General features: G+C 64.1%; 21 protein-coding genes. 9 read left to right on the forward strand and 12 right to left on the reverse strand.

What is annotated here, in order from left to right; translation table 11 throughout:
- Positions 1-784 precede the first annotated feature (784 nt).
- Positions 785-1,846, forward strand: coding sequence for a zinc-dependent alcohol dehydrogenase family protein (locus FEJ81_RS08290; RefSeq protein ID WP_138244845.1), 1,062 nt, complete (start codon positions 785-787; stop codon positions 1,844-1,846).
- 422 nt (positions 1,847-2,268) lie between these two features.
- On the opposite strand, the gene FEJ81_RS08295 is transcribed toward FEJ81_RS08290, so the two are convergent.
- Entirely contained in the window at positions 2,269-2,514 is a 246-nt protein-coding gene (locus FEJ81_RS08295) for a glutaredoxin family protein (RefSeq protein WP_138244846.1), read from the reverse strand.
- Between the two features lie 135 nt (positions 2,515-2,649).
- Here FEJ81_RS08295 and FEJ81_RS08300 point away from each other — a divergent pair, with 135 nt between their 5' ends.
- Both FEJ81_RS08300 and FEJ81_RS08305 read left to right on the forward strand, forming a co-directional pair.
- Entirely contained in the window at positions 2,650-3,660 is a 1,011-nt protein-coding gene (locus FEJ81_RS08300; protein WP_138244847.1) for a Gfo/Idh/MocA family protein, read from the forward strand.
- A 369-nt stretch (positions 3,661-4,029) separates the two neighbouring features.
- Complete coding sequence (locus FEJ81_RS08305) at positions 4,030-4,245, forward strand: hypothetical protein (protein WP_006432768.1); 216 nt, start codon at positions 4,030-4,032, stop codon at positions 4,243-4,245.
- A gap of 109 nt (positions 4,246-4,354) precedes the next feature.
- Here the strand turns inward: FEJ81_RS08305 and gvpM are convergent, their stop codons facing one another.
- The 8 genes from gvpM to FEJ81_RS08345 form a co-directional block, all read right to left on the reverse strand.
- Positions 4,355-4,678: a gas vesicle protein GvpM gene (gene gvpM / locus FEJ81_RS08310; protein ID WP_138244848.1), complete on the reverse strand. Its 324-nt coding sequence runs from the start codon at positions 4,676-4,678 to the stop codon at positions 4,355-4,357.
- A complete protein-coding gene (gvpL, locus tag FEJ81_RS08315; protein ID WP_138244849.1) occupies positions 4,675-5,637 on the reverse strand; it encodes a gas vesicle protein GvpL in 963 nt (320 codons plus the stop codon). The genes gvpM and gvpL overlap by 4 nt, the downstream gene beginning before the upstream one ends.
- Positions 5,634-5,978, reverse strand: coding sequence for a gas vesicle protein K (locus tag FEJ81_RS08320; protein WP_138244850.1), 345 nt, complete (start codon positions 5,976-5,978; stop codon positions 5,634-5,636). Before FEJ81_RS08320 ends, gvpL begins: the two co-directional genes overlap by 4 nt.
- Positions 5,975-6,595: a gas vesicle protein GvpJ gene (gene gvpJ, locus FEJ81_RS08325; RefSeq protein ID WP_138244851.1), complete on the reverse strand. Its 621-nt coding sequence runs from the start codon at positions 6,593-6,595 to the stop codon at positions 5,975-5,977. The genes FEJ81_RS08320 and gvpJ overlap by 4 nt, the downstream gene beginning before the upstream one ends.
- 77 nt (positions 6,596-6,672) lie before the next feature.
- The gene (locus FEJ81_RS08330) at positions 6,673-7,596 is read right to left on the reverse strand and encodes a hypothetical protein (RefSeq protein ID WP_138244852.1); all 924 of its coding nucleotides are present in this window, start codon (positions 7,594-7,596) and stop codon (positions 6,673-6,675) included.
- Positions 7,593-8,183: an Hsp20/alpha crystallin family protein gene (locus FEJ81_RS08335; RefSeq protein WP_138244853.1), complete on the reverse strand. Its 591-nt coding sequence runs from the start codon at positions 8,181-8,183 to the stop codon at positions 7,593-7,595. Before FEJ81_RS08335 ends, FEJ81_RS08330 begins: the two co-directional genes overlap by 4 nt.
- Entirely contained in the window at positions 8,184-8,438 is a 255-nt protein-coding gene (gene gvpF / locus FEJ81_RS08340) for a gas vesicle protein GvpF (protein WP_138244854.1), read from the reverse strand. It lies immediately after the preceding gene.
- 2 nt (positions 8,439-8,440) lie between these two features.
- Positions 8,441-9,064: a GvpL/GvpF family gas vesicle protein gene (locus FEJ81_RS08345; RefSeq protein ID WP_138244855.1), complete on the reverse strand. Its 624-nt coding sequence runs from the start codon at positions 9,062-9,064 to the stop codon at positions 8,441-8,443.
- 386 nt (positions 9,065-9,450) lie between these two features.
- Here FEJ81_RS08345 and gvpA point away from each other — a divergent pair, with 386 nt between their 5' ends.
- The 3 genes from gvpA to gvpO are packed head-to-tail and all read left to right on the forward strand — an operon-like array spanning position 9,451 to position 11,364.
- On the forward strand, positions 9,451-9,732 hold the full coding sequence (gvpA, locus tag FEJ81_RS08350) for a gas vesicle protein GvpA (protein WP_138244856.1): 282 nt from the start codon (positions 9,451-9,453) through the stop codon (positions 9,730-9,732).
- 6 nt (positions 9,733-9,738) lie between these two features.
- Positions 9,739-10,764: a gas vesicle protein GvpN gene (gene gvpN / locus FEJ81_RS08355; protein WP_138244857.1), complete on the forward strand. Its 1,026-nt coding sequence runs from the start codon at positions 9,739-9,741 to the stop codon at positions 10,762-10,764.
- A 60-nt stretch (positions 10,765-10,824) separates the two neighbouring features.
- On the forward strand, positions 10,825-11,364 hold the full coding sequence (gene gvpO, locus FEJ81_RS08360) for a gas vesicle protein GvpO, halophile-type (RefSeq protein ID WP_138244858.1): 540 nt from the start codon (positions 10,825-10,827) through the stop codon (positions 11,362-11,364).
- Between the two features lie 94 nt (positions 11,365-11,458).
- Here gvpO and FEJ81_RS08365 read toward each other — a convergent pair whose 3' ends face one another.
- The gene (locus tag FEJ81_RS08365; RefSeq protein ID WP_138244859.1) at positions 11,459-12,142 is read right to left on the reverse strand and encodes a zinc ribbon domain-containing protein; all 684 of its coding nucleotides are present in this window, start codon (positions 12,140-12,142) and stop codon (positions 11,459-11,461) included.
- Positions 12,143-12,468: 326 nt separating this feature from the next.
- On the opposite strand from FEJ81_RS08365, the gene FEJ81_RS08370 reads away from it, so the two are divergent.
- Positions 12,469-12,726 (forward strand): winged helix-turn-helix domain-containing protein, encoded by a 258-nt coding sequence (locus FEJ81_RS08370; protein WP_394349655.1) that lies wholly within the window; start codon positions 12,469-12,471, stop codon positions 12,724-12,726.
- A 470-nt stretch (positions 12,727-13,196) separates the two neighbouring features.
- Here the strand turns inward: FEJ81_RS08370 and FEJ81_RS08375 are convergent, their stop codons facing one another.
- Complete coding sequence (locus FEJ81_RS08375) at positions 13,197-14,042, reverse strand: hypothetical protein (protein ID WP_138244860.1); 846 nt, start codon at positions 14,040-14,042, stop codon at positions 13,197-13,199.
- Between the two features lie 504 nt (positions 14,043-14,546).
- On the opposite strand from FEJ81_RS08375, the gene FEJ81_RS08380 reads away from it, so the two are divergent.
- Positions 14,547-14,897, forward strand: a complete 351-nt coding sequence (locus FEJ81_RS08380; protein WP_138244861.1) for a CHY zinc finger protein — start codon at positions 14,547-14,549, stop codon at positions 14,895-14,897.
- Between the two features lie 30 nt (positions 14,898-14,927).
- On the opposite strand, the gene FEJ81_RS08385 is transcribed toward FEJ81_RS08380, so the two are convergent.
- Entirely contained in the window at positions 14,928-16,346 is a 1,419-nt protein-coding gene (locus FEJ81_RS08385; RefSeq protein ID WP_138244862.1) for a helix-turn-helix domain-containing protein, read from the reverse strand.
- Between the two features lie 142 nt (positions 16,347-16,488).
- Between FEJ81_RS08385 and mutS the strand changes: the two genes are divergently transcribed.
- Entirely contained in the window at positions 16,489-19,299 is a 2,811-nt protein-coding gene (mutS, locus tag FEJ81_RS08390; RefSeq protein ID WP_138244863.1) for a DNA mismatch repair protein MutS, read from the forward strand.

A 19,299-nucleotide genomic window follows, 5' to 3' on the forward strand; every position in this document is an offset into this window, starting at 1 on the left:
ACCCGCGCACGGATTACAAATATATGCCTGTAATCTTCTTGCTCTCCGCTTCGCTGTTGATCGGTGAACGAACGAGGGCCGGATCGTGAGCGGTGAGCGGATTGAGCACATCGCGGATCCCGTGTGGTGGTCAACGTGTACCGCTAACGGCTACTTCTGGATAGACATATGAATTCTTATGTAACAAGAATATAGTCGGGATCCAAATAGGTATCGTTATGTTACTGTATCACGCATATTCAATCGTTCCGACGTACCGTATCGTCACCTAATAACACCTTTCAGTGGGCTCTTGAGCTTGGAATAGCGGTTGGGGATGGAGAGTTAGTTGTCCAAACAACGTCGCGGCTCGAGTCGAGACCCATACCCCCTCAAAACCCGATATAGTTGCGTCTGTAGGCCGATACGGAGAGACGATCCCGTGAGTGGTCGTTTCTGTGCACTCAGTAGAGAATTCCAGATATATTTTATATAGTTCTATTACTGGAAGGTGATATATACTTCGAAGCTGTGAACAACAGCGCGCCGATACCGTGGACAACCGGAGACGAACCGAGAGAGTGTGCCACGGACCGGACCGATCGTCCAACTCGTCCATCTCCGTTCTCTGATTAATTGGTGAGCCGTTGTTCTCGCTCCGACTGTTCACTTCGTATTTCGACCGAGAGCGGTCTGCTTCCGACAACTAGACGACGATACAACGCTGTAAAACTGGAGATAGATTTATTATAAATAAACCGTGAGCCGACCACACTTTTATACTCGTTCGTACTACTGGTAAACCATGAAAGCGGCCGTAATCGAGGAACATGGGGAACCGCTCGCTGTTAGAGACGTCGACTACCCGGACCCGGCTCCGGATCAGGTCATCGTCGAAACCGAAGCGTGCGGGGTCTGTCGCAGCGACTGGCACGCGTGGCAGGGCGACTGGAGCTGGATCGGTGCCGGCGTTCCGGAGGGCCAGATCCTCGGCCACGAGCCGGCAGGTATCGTTTCGGCCGTCGGCGACGACGTCGAAACGCTCGAGGAGGGCGACCGCGTGGCGGTGCCGTTCCACCTCGGCGACGGGACCTGTACGCACTGCCGCGAGGGGCGAGCGAACAACTGCGAGACGGTCATTCCGCTCGGCCTGTCGGAGTACGCGCCGGGGGCGTTCGCGGAGGCCTTCCCCGTCCGCGAAGCCGACTTCAACTGCGTGAAACTCCCCGACGAGGTCGACTTCACCGAGATGGCCGGGCTGGGCTGTCGGTTCATGACGGCCTACCACGCGCTGGCGGACCGCGCAAATCTCCGACCCGGCGACTGGGTCGCCGTCCACGGCTGTGGCGGCGTTGGCCTCTCGGCGATCCACATCGCGCAGGCGCTCGGTGCACACCCGATCGCGATCGACGTCCTCGACAGCAAACTCGAGCGGGCAGAGGAACTCGGCGCCGTCGAGACGATCAACAGCACCGAGGTAGACAGCGCGCCGCGGGCGGTCAAAGAGCTCACCGGCGACGGGGCCGACGTCTCGATCGACGCGCTGGGTATCACCGAGACCTGCCAGAACTCGGTCAACAGTCTCGGAACCCGCGGCAGCCACGTGCAGGTCGGGCTGACGACCGGCGAGGAGCAGGGCCAGATCGATCTCCCGGTCGACGTGATGACGATGCAGGAGATCGACTTTCACGGCTCCTTCGGCATGCCGCTGGTCCGCTACGAGGAACTGTTCAACCTGATCGCACAGGGCACCCTCGAGCCGAGCAAGATCATCGGCGAGACGCTGTCGCTCGAGGAGGCACCGGAGACGCTGGCCTCGATGGACGACTACGAGACGGTCGGTATTCCGGTCATCACGGAGTTCTGAGCGGGCTTCGAGGCCGAAATCGATCGATTGCGGTCGACTACACCATTTTTCCGATGCGAGCCGCTGGCTGTCAGGTTCGAGCGCAGCGAGAATCCGCGAGCCGTCGCTTTCGGTTCCGTTCTGAAACCCGGGCGGGGCGGGAGCCGCCCTGGGCGTGAGAGACATGAGCGTACTCGAAGTGGGGGCGAGACCACGTCCGAGCGATCCGGGCATGAACGCACGCAATCGGCTGGTCAGCGCGTCGTGTAGGCCGAGCGCGTACCCGGCGGGGTCGTTCCTCCCCGCACGTTGGCCAACGCGCGTTCCGAGTATTGTTATGCGGACGTTTGGCTCCCGGTAGCGTCACCGGACCGGTCGCAGGCGGCGTCTAACCCGGCCGTAGCCCCGTGCTACGGATCGATCCCTTGCGTGCCGAATCGCGGTCAGGCGAGTGTCCGTTCGACGTACTCGAGGATGTTCTCCGACTCCGCCATCGTCACGCCGTGGTCCTCGTCGACGAGCACGGGGACGGCCCGCTGTCCCGAGACTCGCTTGACCTCGTCTCGGCCCGAGTGAAGCGCCGGGACTTCCTCGCGCTCGTACTCGATGGCCGCCTCCTCGAGGCGGTCGGTGACGGCCTCGCAGTACGGACAGCCCTCGAGGACGTACATCGTGATGTCGCTTGCCATACGGGGACGTTCCCGGTGCGGACGGAAAGGGTTAGCGGCGGTTCGCCGCGACGGGCCGGAGACTGCCACCGATCGCCGGCGGTGCTTGCCTGCGACGACTCCAGAGGGATGGCAGTGGAACTCGTGGAGTACCGTATGAGCGACGGCGCGACGACACGTCCGCTTCGGCTCGGTATCGTCGGTCTGGGATACATCGGAACCACCGTCGGCGGCCAGTTCCACCGCCATCCGGACGCGACCGTCCGGGCGATCTGCGATCTCGATTCGGATCGCCTCGAGCGGGTCGGGCGGGAGTTCGACGTGCCCGGCGACCGCCGGTACGCCGAGTACGCGGCGATGCTCGAGGACGGGGCCATCGACGCGGTCCTCGTCGGGACGCCGCACACGCTGCACTACGAGCAGGTCGTCGCCGCCCTCGAGCGGGACTGCCACGTCTACTGCGACAAGCCGCTGACGACCGACCTCGAGCGGGCCCGCGACCTCGTGGACCGTGCCGAACGGAGCGATCGGACCGTCATGGTCGGCTATCAGCGCCACCTCCAGACGGCGTTCCGAACGGCCCGCGACCGGTTCGCCGACCGCGACCCGACGTGGCTGACTGCCTCGATCACGCAGGGCTGGATCGACGATTCGCGGGGAACGTGGCGGCTCGATCCGGACCTGTCCGGCGGCGGCTTCCTGTACGATACGGGGAGTCACGTCCTCGACGGCGTCCTCTGGACGACCGGGCTCGAGCCGGAGTCGGTCGCCGCGAGCATGGACTTCCACGACGACGAGGAGCGGGTCGATCGCCGCGCCCACCTCGATGTCGAGTTCGCGAACGGGGCGACCGGGACGTTCTCGTTTCACGGCGACGCGCCGTCGGTCCGCGAGCACGTCCACCTCTGGGACGACGAGGGAGCAGTCTATCTCGAGGGGACACAGTGGGGCTCGCGGGACGTCCTCGAGATCGATTCCGACGCGGGAGAATACGCGCCGTACATCGACCCTCGAAACGAGCGGTCCCGTGCCGAGGCCTTCCTCCAGAGCCTCGACGAGGGCACCGACCCGCCGGCGACGGTCCGGGACGCACTCCGGGTGACGGCGCTGACCGAGGCGGCGTACGACGCGGCGAGAACCGGTGATCGGATCGCGATCGACCGCTGAGGGCCGCCTCGAGGCCGGCGACTGACCGCCGGATTTCACTGTTCGGAGCGGCCGGAGATGTCCCGATTTCTGTCGGTCGAATCGGGTCGAAAGACGGCCGTGGCGGTAGATATTAATCTCGGTGTTTCAGCAGGAAAGACGGTTTTTCGTCGGCCCAACCACTCCATAAACTCCGCTCGCGGACACCGGTTCCGTCCTGCGGTTATGGAGTTGTTACCCGCGGTCGATCGCGTCCGAACGGCGGCCGGCGTCGACCGGGGTCGACCGTTCGACCAGCGACGACTGCGGCGGCGGTAAGGCTGTGATAGTCGCGCTCCCCTTTCGGTTACAAGCCGGATAACTACAACCGGTCGTGGCTATCGAACGGGTATGATCACCTGCACTAACTGCGAGACGGCCCAGTTCCTGCAGATCACGCAGAGTCGCGTCTACTTCGAGGACGGCGAGATGATCAACGAAATCTCCGAGACCTACGAGTGCACCCTCTGTGGCGGGACGGGCCAGTACGTCTACGACGACGACAGCGACGAGGAAACCGTCACCGGCGACGTCGAGCACACGACGGAGCGCCCGAAGTACGCCTGACTGTCGGCCTCGGGCAGGGCCGACCGCCGGCCCGAGGATCGAATCGCTCCGGTCGACAGCCACTCCTCGCGTCTCGCAGGCTCCGGACTCGCCGCCTCGAGTCGCCCGCTTATTCCGCAGCGTCGTCTCGCTCCCGTCTGTCTTCGTGAGAACTGCCGACGCCGAGTTCGGTCACCTCCTCGAATTCCGGCTCCGGATCCGGCTCGTCGTACTGACGGCGGCTGACGGCCGCGCGCCGGCGCTCGGCGTCCCACTCCTCGAAGAGGCCGTACTCGGTCATCGTCTCCATCCCGGCGATGGCCGCCGTGAGCTTGATCCCGACTAACGGAATCTCCGCGACCGAGACGATCACGTCCGCGCGGAGGATCGCGCCGTCCCTGAGCAACACGTCGAGCACGTCGACGAGCGCGTCGTCGTCCTTTCGCGGTCTCATGGGTGTGGGTTCGGATCGCTCGCGGTCGGGTCACCATTGCTGTCACCGCCGCCGAGTTCCGGTGCGAACGTGTACGGCGGCCACGGCCCGGTAAACCGGACCTCGAGGCCCTCGTTTGCGGCCACGTCGTCCAGTATCGAGCCGATCGCCCCCTCGTCGTCCTCGTGGGCCAGCAGCGTCAGGCGACAGAGCGTTTCGCCGCCGTCGGCGTCATCGTCGCTCGAGTCGCCCGATCCCGAGCCGTCCGCCACGTCGTCTGACAGTTTCGCGCTCGGCGAGCGCTCGAGGGCGTGGACCTCCCGCGCTTCGGCGGCCAGCCGCTCCTCGAGATCGGCGGTCAGCGACTCCCGTCGCGCGGCCCGGAGTTCCGTGAGCCGTTGGTCGAACTTCTTCTCGAGCAGGAACGCGGTCCCCTCACCGGAGTCGCCGATCTGTTCGTCGAGTTCGCGCAGGCGCTCGTCGCGCTCGATCAGCGACTCGTCGCTGATGGGGTCAATTTCGACGACCTCGACGCGGTACTCCCAGTGGCCGGCGAGTCCGTCGAGGGCCTGCTCGAGGGTGTCCGATTCCTCGCGGAGCCACTCGCGGACGCGGTCGTCGTCGCCCCGGAGGATGGTGTCGAACTGGAACGGGATCGGCGTCCCGAAGGCCTGTCCCGCCTCGTCGACCACCGTCTGGTGGCGGACGAGCCACCGGCGAACCTGTGCGAGGTTCGCCGAGTCGTAGATGCCGTCGCAGGCGTGGACGACGGCACCGATGCCGTCCTCGACGACGACCGAGACGGGTTCGCCGTCGACGCCGGTCGTCTCGAGGGCGGCCTCCGCGTCGGTCCGAACGATACAGTAGAGGTATCGTCCCTCGTCGATCGACGGCGTCTCGGCCGACTCGCCCGCCTCGCGGTTCTCGAGGGGGCGCTGCTCGGATTCCGCGGCGGGACCGCCGGAGCCGTCGCGGCTCATTCGTCCTCACCTCCGAAGACGGAGTAGCCGGGTTCGCGCACGGCCGTCGGCTCGCCGTGAAGCTGCTCAATCGCGTCGTTGACCAGTCCGTCCAGATCGCCGCGGAGGTCGTCGACGCCGTCCTGGATCCCCTCGTCTTCCTTGAGGTGCTCGATCTCGGCCTCGATCGTCGCGAGCTGTTCGCCGAGGCGTTCGATCTCCTCGTCCGAGAGGTTCCCCGACTCCATGCGCCGGACCGCCTCGCGCTCGAGGGCTTCGATCAGGATCTCGACGACGGTGATGACCAGGGTGACGAGCCCCTGACGCGCGTCTTCGCCGTCGCCGACGTCGATCGTGCTCACGATTCCTCACCCTCCGTCTCGGCCTCCGCAGCGGCCTCGTTTTCCTCGGCGTCGCCATCGTCGGATTCCGCCTCGTCCCCGCTCGAGGTCGCACTCGAATCGTCGCTCGCGTTCGCGTCCGATTCCGAATCGTCACTGAGCAGGTCGAAACCGCCGCTGGTGGGCCGGTCGGGGTTCGGTCTGGCACCGAGACGTTCGCTCACCAGTTCCTCGTCGCCGACGGCCAGATCGCTCTCGCCCGACTCGCCGCCCCCGCCGTCGCTTCCGGTGCTGTCTGCGCCGTCGGTGCCCGATTCGGTCGCCGCGTCGTCTTCCGCGGTCACGTTGACGCCGCGGGTCGGATCGATCACCGGGTTCGGTCGGTCTCCCTCCGCGAGTTCGGGTTCGTCGACCGCTTCGGCGACCCGCCGCATGTCCGTCCCCTCCGGGAACTCGAGGCCGTACTTCGCCGCGGTCTCGAAGGAGGCGATCGCGGCGCGCAGTTGCACGCCGAGCAGTTGCGTGTCGCCGATCGAGACGGCGATGTCGGCGTTGATGACGATTCCCTTGTCGAGCAGCATCTCGACGACTTCGGCGAGGTCGGCCTTCTGCCGGCTGGGCTGGAAGTCATCCGGCACTGCGCTCACCTCCGAGGGGGGCCGGCCGCTGGTTGCTCGTCCGCGTCGCACAGCCGTTCTGTCGTCCTGTTTGTATGTCAATCATTGTCGTTCCTCCGCTGTCGTTCCCGCTCGATCTCGAACCGGCGGCCGTAGATCCGCTTCCGGGTCGGTGCCGTCGAGAGTTTGACCTCCTGTGGGACCGTCGAATAGCGGGCACCGCCGCCGAGGTCGCGCCGCTCGGTCGGGATCGTCGCCGCCGCCGTCGGGTTCCGCGAGTTTGTGCTCGTGTCCTGTCGGCGCATCTTCTCGCGGTTGAACTCGTAGAGCTTCTCGAACTGCTCGTGGGTCTCGAGCAGCGCCGATCGGAAGGCGTCGATCCCCTCCATCGCCTGCTGCTGGATCGCCGCCTGATAGGCCTCGGGGTCCTCCGCGACGTCGATGTCCCCGAGGGCCTCCTTCGCCGCGGAGCCGGCGTCCATCCCCGTATCGAGGACGCCGTCCTCGTCGTCGCCGAGCAGGCCATCGCCGTTCTCGCCGTCGCCGTTCGTGACGTCCGACACCGCGTCTTCGACCATTCCGGCGTCGTCGCCGTCCTCGAGGGCGTCCATGGCGTCGTCGAGTTCGCGTTTCTCCTGCCACACGTCGGTCAGGTCCGCGGCGTTCCACGCGTTCAGCAGATCGATCGCGTCGAACAGCTCCGTGAAGTCGACGAGGTCGGTCACGCCGTGGTCGTCGTCGGCCAGCACGTCGGGGATCTCGCCGAGTTCGATCGCGTCGAGGAGTTCGTCCCCGTCGACCGCCTCGGGCAACTCGCTGAGATCCATCGCCTCGAGCAGTTCGCCGACCTCCTCGGCGACCCGCACGAGGGTGTCGAGGTCGCCGACGACCGTCTCGAGGGTGTCGTCGTCGAGGTCGTCGATCGCGTCGCTCTCGCCGAGGGTCTCCTCGAGCCGGCCGAGGCTCTCGGTCGCGTCCTCGAGCAGCGCGTCGAACGAGTCGCCCGCCTCGGCGTCGCTCATCCGTCGTCCCCCGTCTCGTCCGAGTGTTCGGTCTCCGACCGTTCCGGCCGGATGTGGACGGTGAGCACGCCGTTCTTGAGCACCGCCTCGGCCGTCGTCTCCCGCCACGGAACGTCGACGCGGTCGAGTTCGTTCCCCTCGACGGCGACGACGAGCGTCGAGTCGTCGAAGCCGACCGTCACGTCGTCCGGGTCCGCACCGGCGACATCCGCGGTGACGAGCAGTTCGTCGTCGTGGGTCCGGGTCGCCACGTGGTGGTCGCTCGAGGGGCCGGAGGATCGAACCCGGCGCTTTCGCGACCGGTTGCTGTCGCCGTCGCCGGCCTGATTGCGGTTTCGATCACCCGAGCGGTCGTCGCCGAACCGGGCTCGATCGAGCGGCGAATCGCCCGAGAGATCGTCGGCCGATCGGATCGAGATGTCGTAATCGAAGATCGTCCGGTCGCCTCGCCGCCGTCCGGAGGTCGACGCCGGGCCGTTCTCGAGCGACTCCAGCGCGGACAGCAGGCTCGAGAGCCAGTGGTCGTTCTCGTAGGCGCGGTCGTCGGCCGATTCGTCGCGGTCGTCGTCGGGATTGCTGTCGCTCATTTATCGTTTCACCTCTACGCGGCCGCTCGAGAGTTGCTCGTGGACGTCACGGGCGGTCTCGAGCTCCGCCTCGAGTTCTTCCTTGCGGCGGCGATACTCCTCCTCGGAGCGCTCGCCGAGTTCGTACAGCAGTTGGTTCTCCTTGAGTTCGTCCTCGAGGGCCTCCACGTCGTACATCTCGTCGAGCGCGATGGAGTGGAGCGCGTCGACGATGCCGACGAACGGCCGGAGCAGGAGGTCGTCGAGGACGAACATGGTTATTGCTGGGCTCCGATTTTCACGTCGACGAAGCTGTACGGCGCGAACGGACCGGTGTACTGGACGATCAGATCGTCGCGGTCGTCCTCGAACTCGGCGACCGCGTCGTCGAACGTCTCGCGCTCGTCCTCGTCGACGAGATACGAGCGGTTGAGGACGAGCCGGTCGCTGAACAGGTCGTTCTCGACGGACTGGTCGGCGATGGGCTCGAGTCGCTCCGCGACCTCGTCCTCGAGGGTCTCGCGGTCGACGTCGGCGTCTTCCTCGCGGACGAGTTTGAGGCCGAGTTCGACTTTGCCCTCGATGTCGTTCATCGCGCGCCGGAACGCCGGTCGCGCCCCGCGGAGGACGTTCTTCAGCTCCCGGTCGCCTTCGAAGGCCATGCCGAACTGCATGGGCACGATGGTCGTGCCGCCGTCGTAGTCCATGATCTCGCGGAGGACCTCGTCGTGAATCTGGGCGTCCTCGTCTGTCTCCTCGGGATCGGTCGTGTCGATGTCGGAGACGACGGCACCGAGCCGGCGGTGGGAGATCGTGTAGACGCGGTCGGCACCGGCGACGGCGTCGGTCTCGAACTCGACGGTGTCGGAGTCGACGATGCCGTAGACGTACCGGTTACTCATCGATGGATCACTCGCGTAGTGTGCATCTGGTTCGATCCTCCCTGCCCCGCGCTCATTAGTCGACGCCCGTTACGGATCCGTCGCCGAGACCTACGGGTCGATAAACGCGTGCGTAATACGTCTCGGTCGACGCTGGGGCGGGTGGATGACATGGGACTATGATGCGGCAGTCGCGTGTCGCACGGCCGAGGGGACCGCGACGAGCACTCGAGTATCGTCAGCGACTGTTCGTCACCGCGGTGGGTTATCGTGGTGCTTGCAGTCGCAGCCCGCTGCGTCGATTCACACTGAACCCGCGACGGCCACGTCGACGGCGACCGCACTCGGTTCGGCTTGCAGTCGCAGTCCAAGTCGTGTTACGAGACGGCGGGTAAACGGGAGGTGTTATGGCACAACGAACACCCGATTCCTCGAGTCTGGCGGAAGTACTCGACCGTGTCCTCGACAAAGGCGTCGTCATCGACGTCTGGGCGCGCATCTCGGTCGTCGGGATCGAACTGCTGACGATCGAAGCCCGCGTCGTCGTCGCGTCGGTCGACACGTTCCTGCACTACGCGGAGGAGATCGCAAAAATTGAACAGGCCACCGCAGAGGGCGACCTCGACGAACTCGAGGAACTCGAGGTCGAGCCGCGTCCCGAATCGTCGCCGAAGTCGGCATCAGAGTAACCCTCGATGGCCGACGACACGTCGCGCAAGCGCAAGGTCCGCGGACGGAAGATCACGGCCAGTCGCGAGCAGAAGGAGGGTCGCAGAGCGAAGAAAGAGCTCGCGCGAAAGGCACCGACAGACAGCGAACGCAACGGCGACAGTCCCCTCTCCGATCCCGGAGAGGTCGTTCCCGAGCCGTTCGTCGAGACCGACGCCGTCGAATCGCTCCGAGGCCGGATCAACGGCTGGCTCGAGGCGGACCAGCCGGTCCACCTGATCGGGCCGACGGGCTGCGGGAAAACGGCGCTCGCGCTCTCGGCGGCCGCCGAACGCGGCCGGCCGGTCGTCTGGCTCAACGGTGACGAGGCGGTCGACACCGCCGCGCTCGTCGGCTCCCACGCTGGCGGCGAACGCTACAAAGAGAACGATCAGTTCGTCAGCGGCGTCAGCAAGCAGACCGAGATCGTCCGCGAACGGTGGGTCGACAACCCGCTCTCGGTCGCGGTCCGGGAGGGCGCGACGCTCGTCTACAACGAGTTCTCGCGCAGCGATCCCGCGGCCCACAACGTCCTGCTCTCGGTCTTCGAGGAGGGCGTCCTCGAGCGACCGGGGAAACGGGGCGCGGATCGGACGATCGACGTCCACCCCGAGTTCCGGGCGATCCTCACGTCGAACGACGTGGAGTACGCCGGCGTCCACGAACAGCAGGATGCGCTGCTCGACCGGTTCATCGGCGTCCACGTCGACTACTACGACGAGGAGACCGAACGCGAGATCGTCGGCGCGCACGTCGACCTCTCGGACGACGATATCGCGACGATCGTCGCGAAGACGCGAGCGCTCCGGGACGAACTCGACATCGTCGTCGGGACCCGCGCGGCGATCACCGCCGCGAAGGGACTCGCCGTCTTCGACGGCCACGACGGGAGCGGCGAGTTCGACGACGAGACGTTGACTCACGTCTTCACGGACGTTCTCGTCCCGAAAATCGCCGGCGAGAACGGCGGTGACGTCGACGAATTGCGATCGCAGATCGACGAGACCATCTGACCCGACACGGAGGCGATCAATCGAACCGTACGGTCCACATAACGAACCGAATCCAGACCAATGGCAGAAGCCGACGCGCAATCACGCGAGCAGTGCAAGGCCTTGACGACGGACGGCGAGCGCTGCTCGCGGCCAGCCCGAGACGACGGGTTCTGCTACCAACACGACGAGAGTGATCCAACAGTGAGCGACAGTCAAGCAACCGAACAGGAGCCGGAGGAGGAACAGGGCGAAAACGACGTCGAGGAGCCACAGTCCCGCGGAACGGTCAGCATGACCGCCGACGAGGTGACCGATCCCGAGGAAGTCGACAAAGACGTCGACGTCGAGCAGGAGGAGATCGCCGGCATCCTCGCGGTCCGCAAGACGGTCCAGTCGACCGCGGGCCAACTCATCGGCCACGAGTTCGACGGCGTCAGCGAAATCTCGCCGACCGACGACGGCTGGCGCGCTGTCGTCGAAGTCGTCGAACGCCGCGCCGTCCCCGACACCCAAGACATCATCGGCCGCTACGTAATCGAACTCGACACCGAGGCCACCGTCCACGGCTACCGCCGACTCGACCGCTACCGCCGCGGCGACACCACCGAGTTCGAGTAAGTGTGGTGTGCTCGAGCGCGGGTTGGTTTCGTCCCGGCTCGAGTGACAACGCCGTCGCTCACTGTTCTCGTCTTCTCCCCGTTCGTCCGAGTGCTCAGTCCGAGAGCCCGCCGTCGGCGGCGAGTCCCGGGAGATCGCCGGGACACGATGACGCACGCGGTCGGTAGTCACAGCACCGGCCGGGGTAGTAGCGCCGGGCGAGGACCCTCGCGGCGTTGAAATCTGCGGTCACGGTGTCGACGTGGCAGTCCGAATTCACGCATCGAACGGTCGTGTTCAGTTCTCGAGTCCCGAGCACGCCGCAGGCGTGACACTCCTGCGTGGAGTACGCTTCGGGCACTGTCGTCACCGGGAGTCGGTACTCGGCGGCGACGGCTCGCAGCCGCAGGTGTGCCGCGGCGAGGAGCCACGTGGAGCCTCGATGTGCGTCGGGGTCGGTGAGCCACGCCCACAGGTCGGGCCGGTAGTGGCTGTCTTCGGTGACCAGCACTGGGTCGTCGTAGGCGGTCGCGTACTCGCAGACCGTTCGCGCGGCGGCGTCGAGTGCCGCGACGAGGGCGTCGCAGCGCTGCTGGACGTAGGCGGCGATCGTCGTCCGGTCGTACGAACTGGCGAGCAAGGCGGCGGTCTCGAGTCGGAGGTCGTCGAGGCGTTGGCAAAGGTCGTCGCCACAGACCGCGTGCGCGCCCCGCCAGTCCGGGAGGTCGATCGGGCAGGCCGTGTAGAGGTTGTACTCGCCGACGTCGACGCCGATCGCCGTTTCCGCGCGGTCACACATTGGGATCACCGCGAGTGGCAGCGGCGCGTTCGGACTGCAGCGATGCGTCTCTCGCGTCGGGACCTTGAAGGTCCCGTGAACTGTCAGTGGACATGGCTTGCGTCCCATGGCTACGCGAGCCGCGCGGACCCGGTGTTAGGGGCACCAGTCCGCATTTTCCGAGGGTTATACGGACGGTCAGGTCCGCGTGTAGCTCGCGTTACTTACCCAGTATCACCTCCTCCAAAATAAATATTCGGACTGTTTAGCACAGTATCTCAGACAATATCATCCGACAAAGAACCGCGTTCGAATCAACTAAATGTCGATTCTCCCTTTCAACGATGATGAGACAACCGGGAGAATGGATGCAGCTCCCTACGGATAATTTCATTCTCGAAGCTCTCGATAAGGGTCTCGAGATCGGCCCCACAGCTATCGCGCGGAACATCGACAAATCACAGAGTACCGTTCACGAGCGGCTTCGTGTCCTTATCAAGTACGGACTCGTCGAGAAGGTTGACGACGGCTACTACACGATCACTGACGCCGGTCACGCCTATCTCGAGGGCGAGATTGACGCGAGCGAACTTGAACCGGAGTAATGGGGAGCACGAACGATCTAGCCTGCGTTCCCCTGGTTTGTTTTCATCTCCACCTAGCTCAAAATAGATCGTCGGATAGTCCAGTCCCACTTATTCCATCATGTAGTCTTTCGCATTGTTAGTGCCAGTTCTAGAAGTGTGATGAAAACGTACGCATATATAATCGTCATAATTATATCCAATACTCCATTTGTTATTCCAATTGATGGGTTTATGATATCAGATACTGTCAGAGCAATTGTCATTCCCACTATATAGGCTACTGTTCTCCTTGACCAAAATTTTCTCCTGTCTGATCTCATAGTATCTATTTTGTTTATTCTGTCATACAATTAATGTTTTGACTGGCTTCTAGACCAGCCGTAAATGGCGTTCAACTTCGTTAAATATATAGGTATATTAATTATTAGTATATGACATCCAACCAGACCAATTATGATCAGTGTATTAGTTTGAACTAATGAATGTGCCTAATAGAGATCACAATCCCCATGTCCAGGCTTTGTTATAACTTCAACGAGTCCACTTTTACCTGGTTTCCAGGGTCCAAGACCGTAGCCACCAGAGATCATCTTCTTTGATCCAAGTTTATAGTTGAAGTCATAATCATAGTAACCAATTGTGAGTGAATTACCGACTAAGTCACCGGCCACTGCTCCAACAATAATATCCACAGTTTTACTTCCGAAGATAGTCGAAAGTGCTCCAGATCCAGACGCAGCTAATGCTCCTAGAATAGCTGCAGTAATAGCTGATTTCGAGGCTTCAGCAACCATGTCATTAAATTTCATTGAAGTCCCACTCACCCAATGATGATTGCAATCGTTTTTACAGTCTTTGTCTCCTTGTTTTTTTCTAATATAATATTCTGTCTTTTCAACAATTTCAGGAGTGTCAGCCTGTTTCTCTATAGCAGACCGGATTTGCTTGTCATGTGCTAATGCAAACTGTTTAGCTTGTCTGTTATCACTATTTGTGTCTCTTTGAGCGATGTTTTTAGACTGGTGATGCGGATCAGTGTCTTCAGAATTCGCCGATTCTTTCGTCACTTGGGTCTCATACCTGTCCTTTTTTATACTATTAACTTTCCTACTGCCAATTTCTTCATCTCCATCCACTTCGTCAACCTTCACCGCCCCAGTTTTCTTATCAACAATGGTTAGGTATATTTCCGACGCTATCTCAACTACAAATCCCTCATATCGGCTCGCATCTTCAGTTGAAAAGCTTTCAGAACCTCTTGCGGAAACAGCGATTGGAACTCCTGCAGCAGCGATACTTCCTGTTGTTGCTCTAATTATTGTTCGTCGGTTCATAACCACCTAATACTATATTCTCGAAGTACATAATACTACCTAGATCACCTCATATATAAATACTATCAGATTATCTAATCTTTGTTACCTATCATATCGTCTGTTTGGGTATACACAGTCGACGTAGGCGGGAAATTTCACGTCGTTATTTTCTCCCCCTATCGTGTAGAATTAACTAAACGCTACGTGTGCTGTCTTGACAGCCGACACTGCCGGCTCCAATGGAGGTCTACGTAGACCACCACCTGCTCGGGGAGCAATTCAACGACACCTCGTTGAAGAGTGTGTTGGAAATTTGTTTACAACGGGTAGAAGACAGTGTTCGTTGGCGGTGATTTTTCCTGAACTACAGAGCGTGGAGACCGAGTCCCGTCGACACACCACCTTCAAGAACCTCGAGAATCCGTCGGAGGCCTCTATCCAGCCTGCTGAAGAAACTGCACCAACGAGCGCCGCTATCACACAATCACAAAACCGAAGCACCCGCTAGCCGTCGCTCCACCCGTGCAATCAATCAACGACCACGACATCCATGGTGTCGCAGTCGGTCCGGAAACGCGGTGTGCCCACTACGACACCGACCGCGACGTGGTCGCGTTCAAATTCGCCTGCTGCGAGCGTTACTACCCCTGTTTTCGCTGCCACGAGGAATCGACGGCCCACGAGGCCGTGCCGTGGCCGCGCGGGCGGTTCGACGAGCCGTCCGTGCTCTGTGGCGTCTGCGGAACCGAACTCACCGCTCCCGACTACCGCGCGGCCGACTACAGCTGTCCGACCTGTGACGCCCCGTTCAATCCCGGTTGTGCGAACCACGCGGAACTGTACTTCGAGACGGCCGATTCGGACTCGGAGTGAGAACTGACTCGAGAGAAACTGCAAACAGCGTCAGTCGTCGGCCGGAGCCGGCTGCGAGTCAGCCTCTGCTGCCGGCTCGTCGCGCAGCGCCGCCTCGACCCGTGCGGGCAGTTGGTTGACGATCGATCGGCCGTCCTTCTTGCGGACGACCAGCCCGTCCTCCTCGAGCGCGGCGAGGTGATGGGACACCGTACTCGGGTCGCGCTCGAGTTCGTCCGCGAGCCGGCCGTTGTGCGCCGCTCCGAGGTCGGACAGCACCTCGAGCACGTCGCGTTTGGCCGGCTCCGCGAGGGCGGCCCGGAGTTCGGCGTCCGTCTCCTCGAGGAAGTACCGGCGCTTCCCGTTGCGCTTGAGCGCGGTGACCAGGTCCTCGTCCTCGAGAATCCGGACGTGATAGCGGACCGTCGAGAGGGGGATGTCGGCCCGGTCGCTGACCCGCGAGAGGTAACAGCCGGGGTCGGCCTCGATCGTCTCGTAGATCGCCCGGCGGCGGTCGTGCTCGAGCGGGTCGGAATCGTCGTACTGGCTGTACCTGAACAGCGGGAGGACCTTCCAGAGGTCCGTCCCGGCCCGCCGGAGCGATTCTACGTTGCGGAACTCGCTGAGCCAGCCGGCCGACGCCGCGCCCGCGCTCCCGGCGGCTCCGGACGCGCCGCCGCCCGCCGCCGCACTGCCGGCCGCCGCGCCGGAGGCGGTGATCGCTCCCAGCATCCCAACTAGCACCGCGTCGGTCGCCGTCTCGGTGGGACTGGGCATCTCGGACGCGTCGGCTCCGTCGCCGTTGCCGCCCCCGGTGCTCGCGTTGTCGGCTGCGGACTCGCTCTCGCTCGCGCTGTCGACACCGTTGTCGCCGTCGTTGCCGTCGGAACTCGAGGACCGGCCGTCGACGCCGGCTTCGGCCTCGAGCGAGGCGTTGCGCCCGGTTTCGTTGAAAGTGGTATCGACGAGATCCTCGGTTTCGTCGACCGCCTCGGTTGCGTTCGAGACGGTTTCGTCGACCGCGTCTCCCGTTTCGTTGACTGTCCCGTCGACCGCATCGGTCCCGCTCGAGGCGGTCTCATCGACCGTCTCGGTCGTCTCGTTGACGGTCGCGTCGATCGCACCGTCGGAGCCGTCCCCGTCGGTCGTCGCGTTCTCGAGTTCGTCCGTCGTGCGATCGGTCGTGCCTTCGACCGTATCGGTGGTGCCGTCGGTGGTATTTTCGACGGCACCGGTCGTGTTGTCGGTCGTCTCCGCGACGGTATCCGTCGTTTCGTCGGTCGCGTCCTCGAGCGTCCCCGTCGTCCCGTCGGTCTCGAGGGAGTCGCTGATCGAGGCCGCAGCCGTACCCGTCAGTGCCGGTTCGGCACTCGACGCTCCCGCCGCGACACCCGCGAGCCCGCCGCCGAGGATCGTCACGGCGAGGAGGCAGGCGACCGCGCGCGTTCCGATCGACGATTCCCGTTCCATCCCGGTCGTCCGACCATCTGTGATCGATCGTAATACGCTTTTTCCGTTTCCTGACAGTCACGCAACTTGAGAAGCGCGGCCTCGAGCCGGCAGTGGGGCCGATCCAGCAAGGTATTTCAGCGCCGGGCGGCCGAATTCGAGTATGGACCCGGCGCTTGGCCCGCCCGCCGCGATGGCCGAAAAGCGCGACGAGCTGACGCCCATGATGGCGCAGTATCACGACCTCTGTGCGCGCTACGACGACGCCATCGTCCTCTTTCAGGTGGGGGACTTCTACGAGACGTTCTGCGGCGCGGCCGAACGCACCGCGCGCCTGCTCGAGATCGCCCTGACGAGCCGCGAGGACTCGACCGGCGAGTATCCGATGGCCGGCATCCCGATCGACAACGCCGAATCGTACATCGAGGAGTTGCTCGAGGCCGGCTATCGGGTCGCCGTCGCCGATCAGGTCGAGGAGCCCGGCGAGACCTCGGGCGTCGTCGAGCGGGCGGTCACGCGCGTGATCACGCCCGGGACGCTCACCGAGGACGAACTGCTCGCGAGCGACGACAACAACTTCGTCGCGGCGGTCGCCCGCGGCGAGGGGGCCGCCGGCGAGGACGACCTCGCGCTGGCCCTGCTCGACGTGTCGACCGGCGACTTCCTCGCGACGAGTTCGACCTCGAGGGAGGCGATCGCGGACGAAGTGAGCCGGTTCGCACCCGCGGAAGCAGTCGTCGGACCGGACGCGCCGGCCGACATCTTCCCGGAGGACTGCATGGTCACGCCGTACGACGCGGGCGCGTTCGACCGCGACCGCGCCGGCGCAAAGCTCTCGACGTACTTCCGGAACCCCGACGCCCTGCTCGCGAGCGACGCCGAGATTCGGGCCTGCGGCGCGTTGCTCTCCTACGCGGAGTACGTCCGCGGCGGCACGCACGAGGGCGAACGCGGCGAGGAAGAAAACAGTGAGATAGACGACGGTGGTGCGAGCGGCGAGACGGACGACGGCGACGCAACCGACAGCGCCGAGGGCGAAGCACCGTCGGAGGAAGACGACGCGCACCTCGAGTACCTCACTCACCTCACGCGATACGATCCCCGCGAGTACCTGCTGCTCGACGCCGTCGCCCTGCGAAGCCTCGAACTGTTCGAACCCCGAGCCGTCAACGGGCGGGACGAGGCAACACTGGTCGGCGTGCTCGACGAGACCGCCAGCGCGCTCGGCGGCCGAAAGCTCCGGGACTGGCTCCGGCGGCCGCTGCTCGAGCCCGACCGGATCGAAGCGCGACTCGACGCGGTCGAGGAGCTCACGGGCGCGGTCCGGACCCGGGAGCGACTGCACGAGCGCCTGCGGAACGTCTACGACCTCGAGCGGCTGATTGGGCGGATCTCCCGCGAGCGGGCGAACGCGCGGGACCTGCGCTCGCTGCGGGACACCCTCGCCGTGGTGCCCGACGTTCGGGAGGAACTCGCCGACGCCGACTGCGACCGGCTCCGGCGGCTTCACGACGACCTCGACCCGCTGGCGGACGTCCGCGACCTGATCGACGACGCCATCGTCTCGGACCCGCCGATCGAGATTACCGAGGGCGACATCATCGCCGAGGGGTACGACGAGGACTTAGACGACCTCCGCGGCACCGCTCGAGACGGCAAGCAGTGGATCGACGATCTCGAGGCGCGGGAACGCGACCGGACCGGGATCGACTCGCTGAAGGTCGGCTACAACTCGGTCCACGGCTACTACATCGAGGTGACGAACCCGAACCTCGAGTCGGTGCCCGATGATTATCAGCGCCGCCAGACGCTCAAGAACTCCGAGCGGTTCGTCACGCCGGAACTCAAGGAGCGCGAAGACCAGATCGTCGGCGCGGAAGAGCGCGCGGACGAACGCGAGTACGAACTCTTCTGTGACGTACGCCGCGAAATCGCCGACGAGGTCGAACGCGTCCAAGGGCTCGCGGAGGCGCTCGCGACGCTGGACGCCCTGGTCTCGCTCGCGACGGCCGCCGCCCAGTACGACTACTGCCGGCCCGAGATCCTCGAGCGCGACGGGAGTCAGACCCTCGAGATCGAGGGCGGTCGCCACCCCGTCGTCGAGCGCACCCAGGAGTCGTTCGTGCCGAACGACGCCCGCTTCGCGAGCGATCGGCGGCTGGCGGTGATCACGGGACCGAACATGTCCGGGAAATCGACCTACATGCGGCAGGTGGCCCAGATCGTCCTGCTCGCACAGGTCGGGAGTTTCGTGCCCGCGAGCGCCGCCCGGCTCACCCCCGTCGACCGGATCTTCACCCGCGTCGGGGCCAGCGACGACATCGCCGGCGGACGCTCGACGTTCATGGTCGAGATGGACGAACTCGCGACCATCCTGCGGGAGGCCGACGAGCACTCGCTCGTCCTGCTGGACGAAGTGGGCCGGGGGACCTCGACGGCCGACGGAATGGCCATCGCGCAGGCGATCACCGAGCACCTCCACGATCAGGTCGGCGCGACGACGCTCTTTGCGACCCACCACCACCCGCTGACCGAACTCGCCGACGACCTCGCGGCCGCGTTCACGCTCCACTTCGAAGTCGACCAAGAAGACGGCGAGGTCGTCTTCCACCACGAGATCGCGCCCGGTGCGGCGACGGGTTCCTACGGCGTCGAGGTCGCGACCGCGGCCGGCGTCCCCGAGGACGTGGTCGAGCGCTCGCGGGAATTGGTTGCGGACGCGGATAACGACCGCCGCGAGGCGAGCGATGAAACCGAACCGAGTGCTGAGACGGACGGAGAGACAGTATCGACTGCCACCGCGGACGGCGGTGAGCGAACCCCTGGTTCGCGATCCTCGTCGGAGCTCCGCTCCGACGTTGGTGACGTGCCGACCGACGTGGCCGCGGAACTCCGCGCGCTCGATCTCGCCCACCTCACCCCCGTCGAGGCGCTGACGGAACTCGATCGGCTGAAGCAGTTGCTCGAGGAGTAG

The organism is Natrinema versiforme (genome assembly GCF_005576615.1).
In the GTDB taxonomy this organism is placed as follows: domain Archaea; phylum Halobacteriota; class Halobacteria; order Halobacteriales; family Natrialbaceae; genus Natrinema; species Natrinema versiforme_A.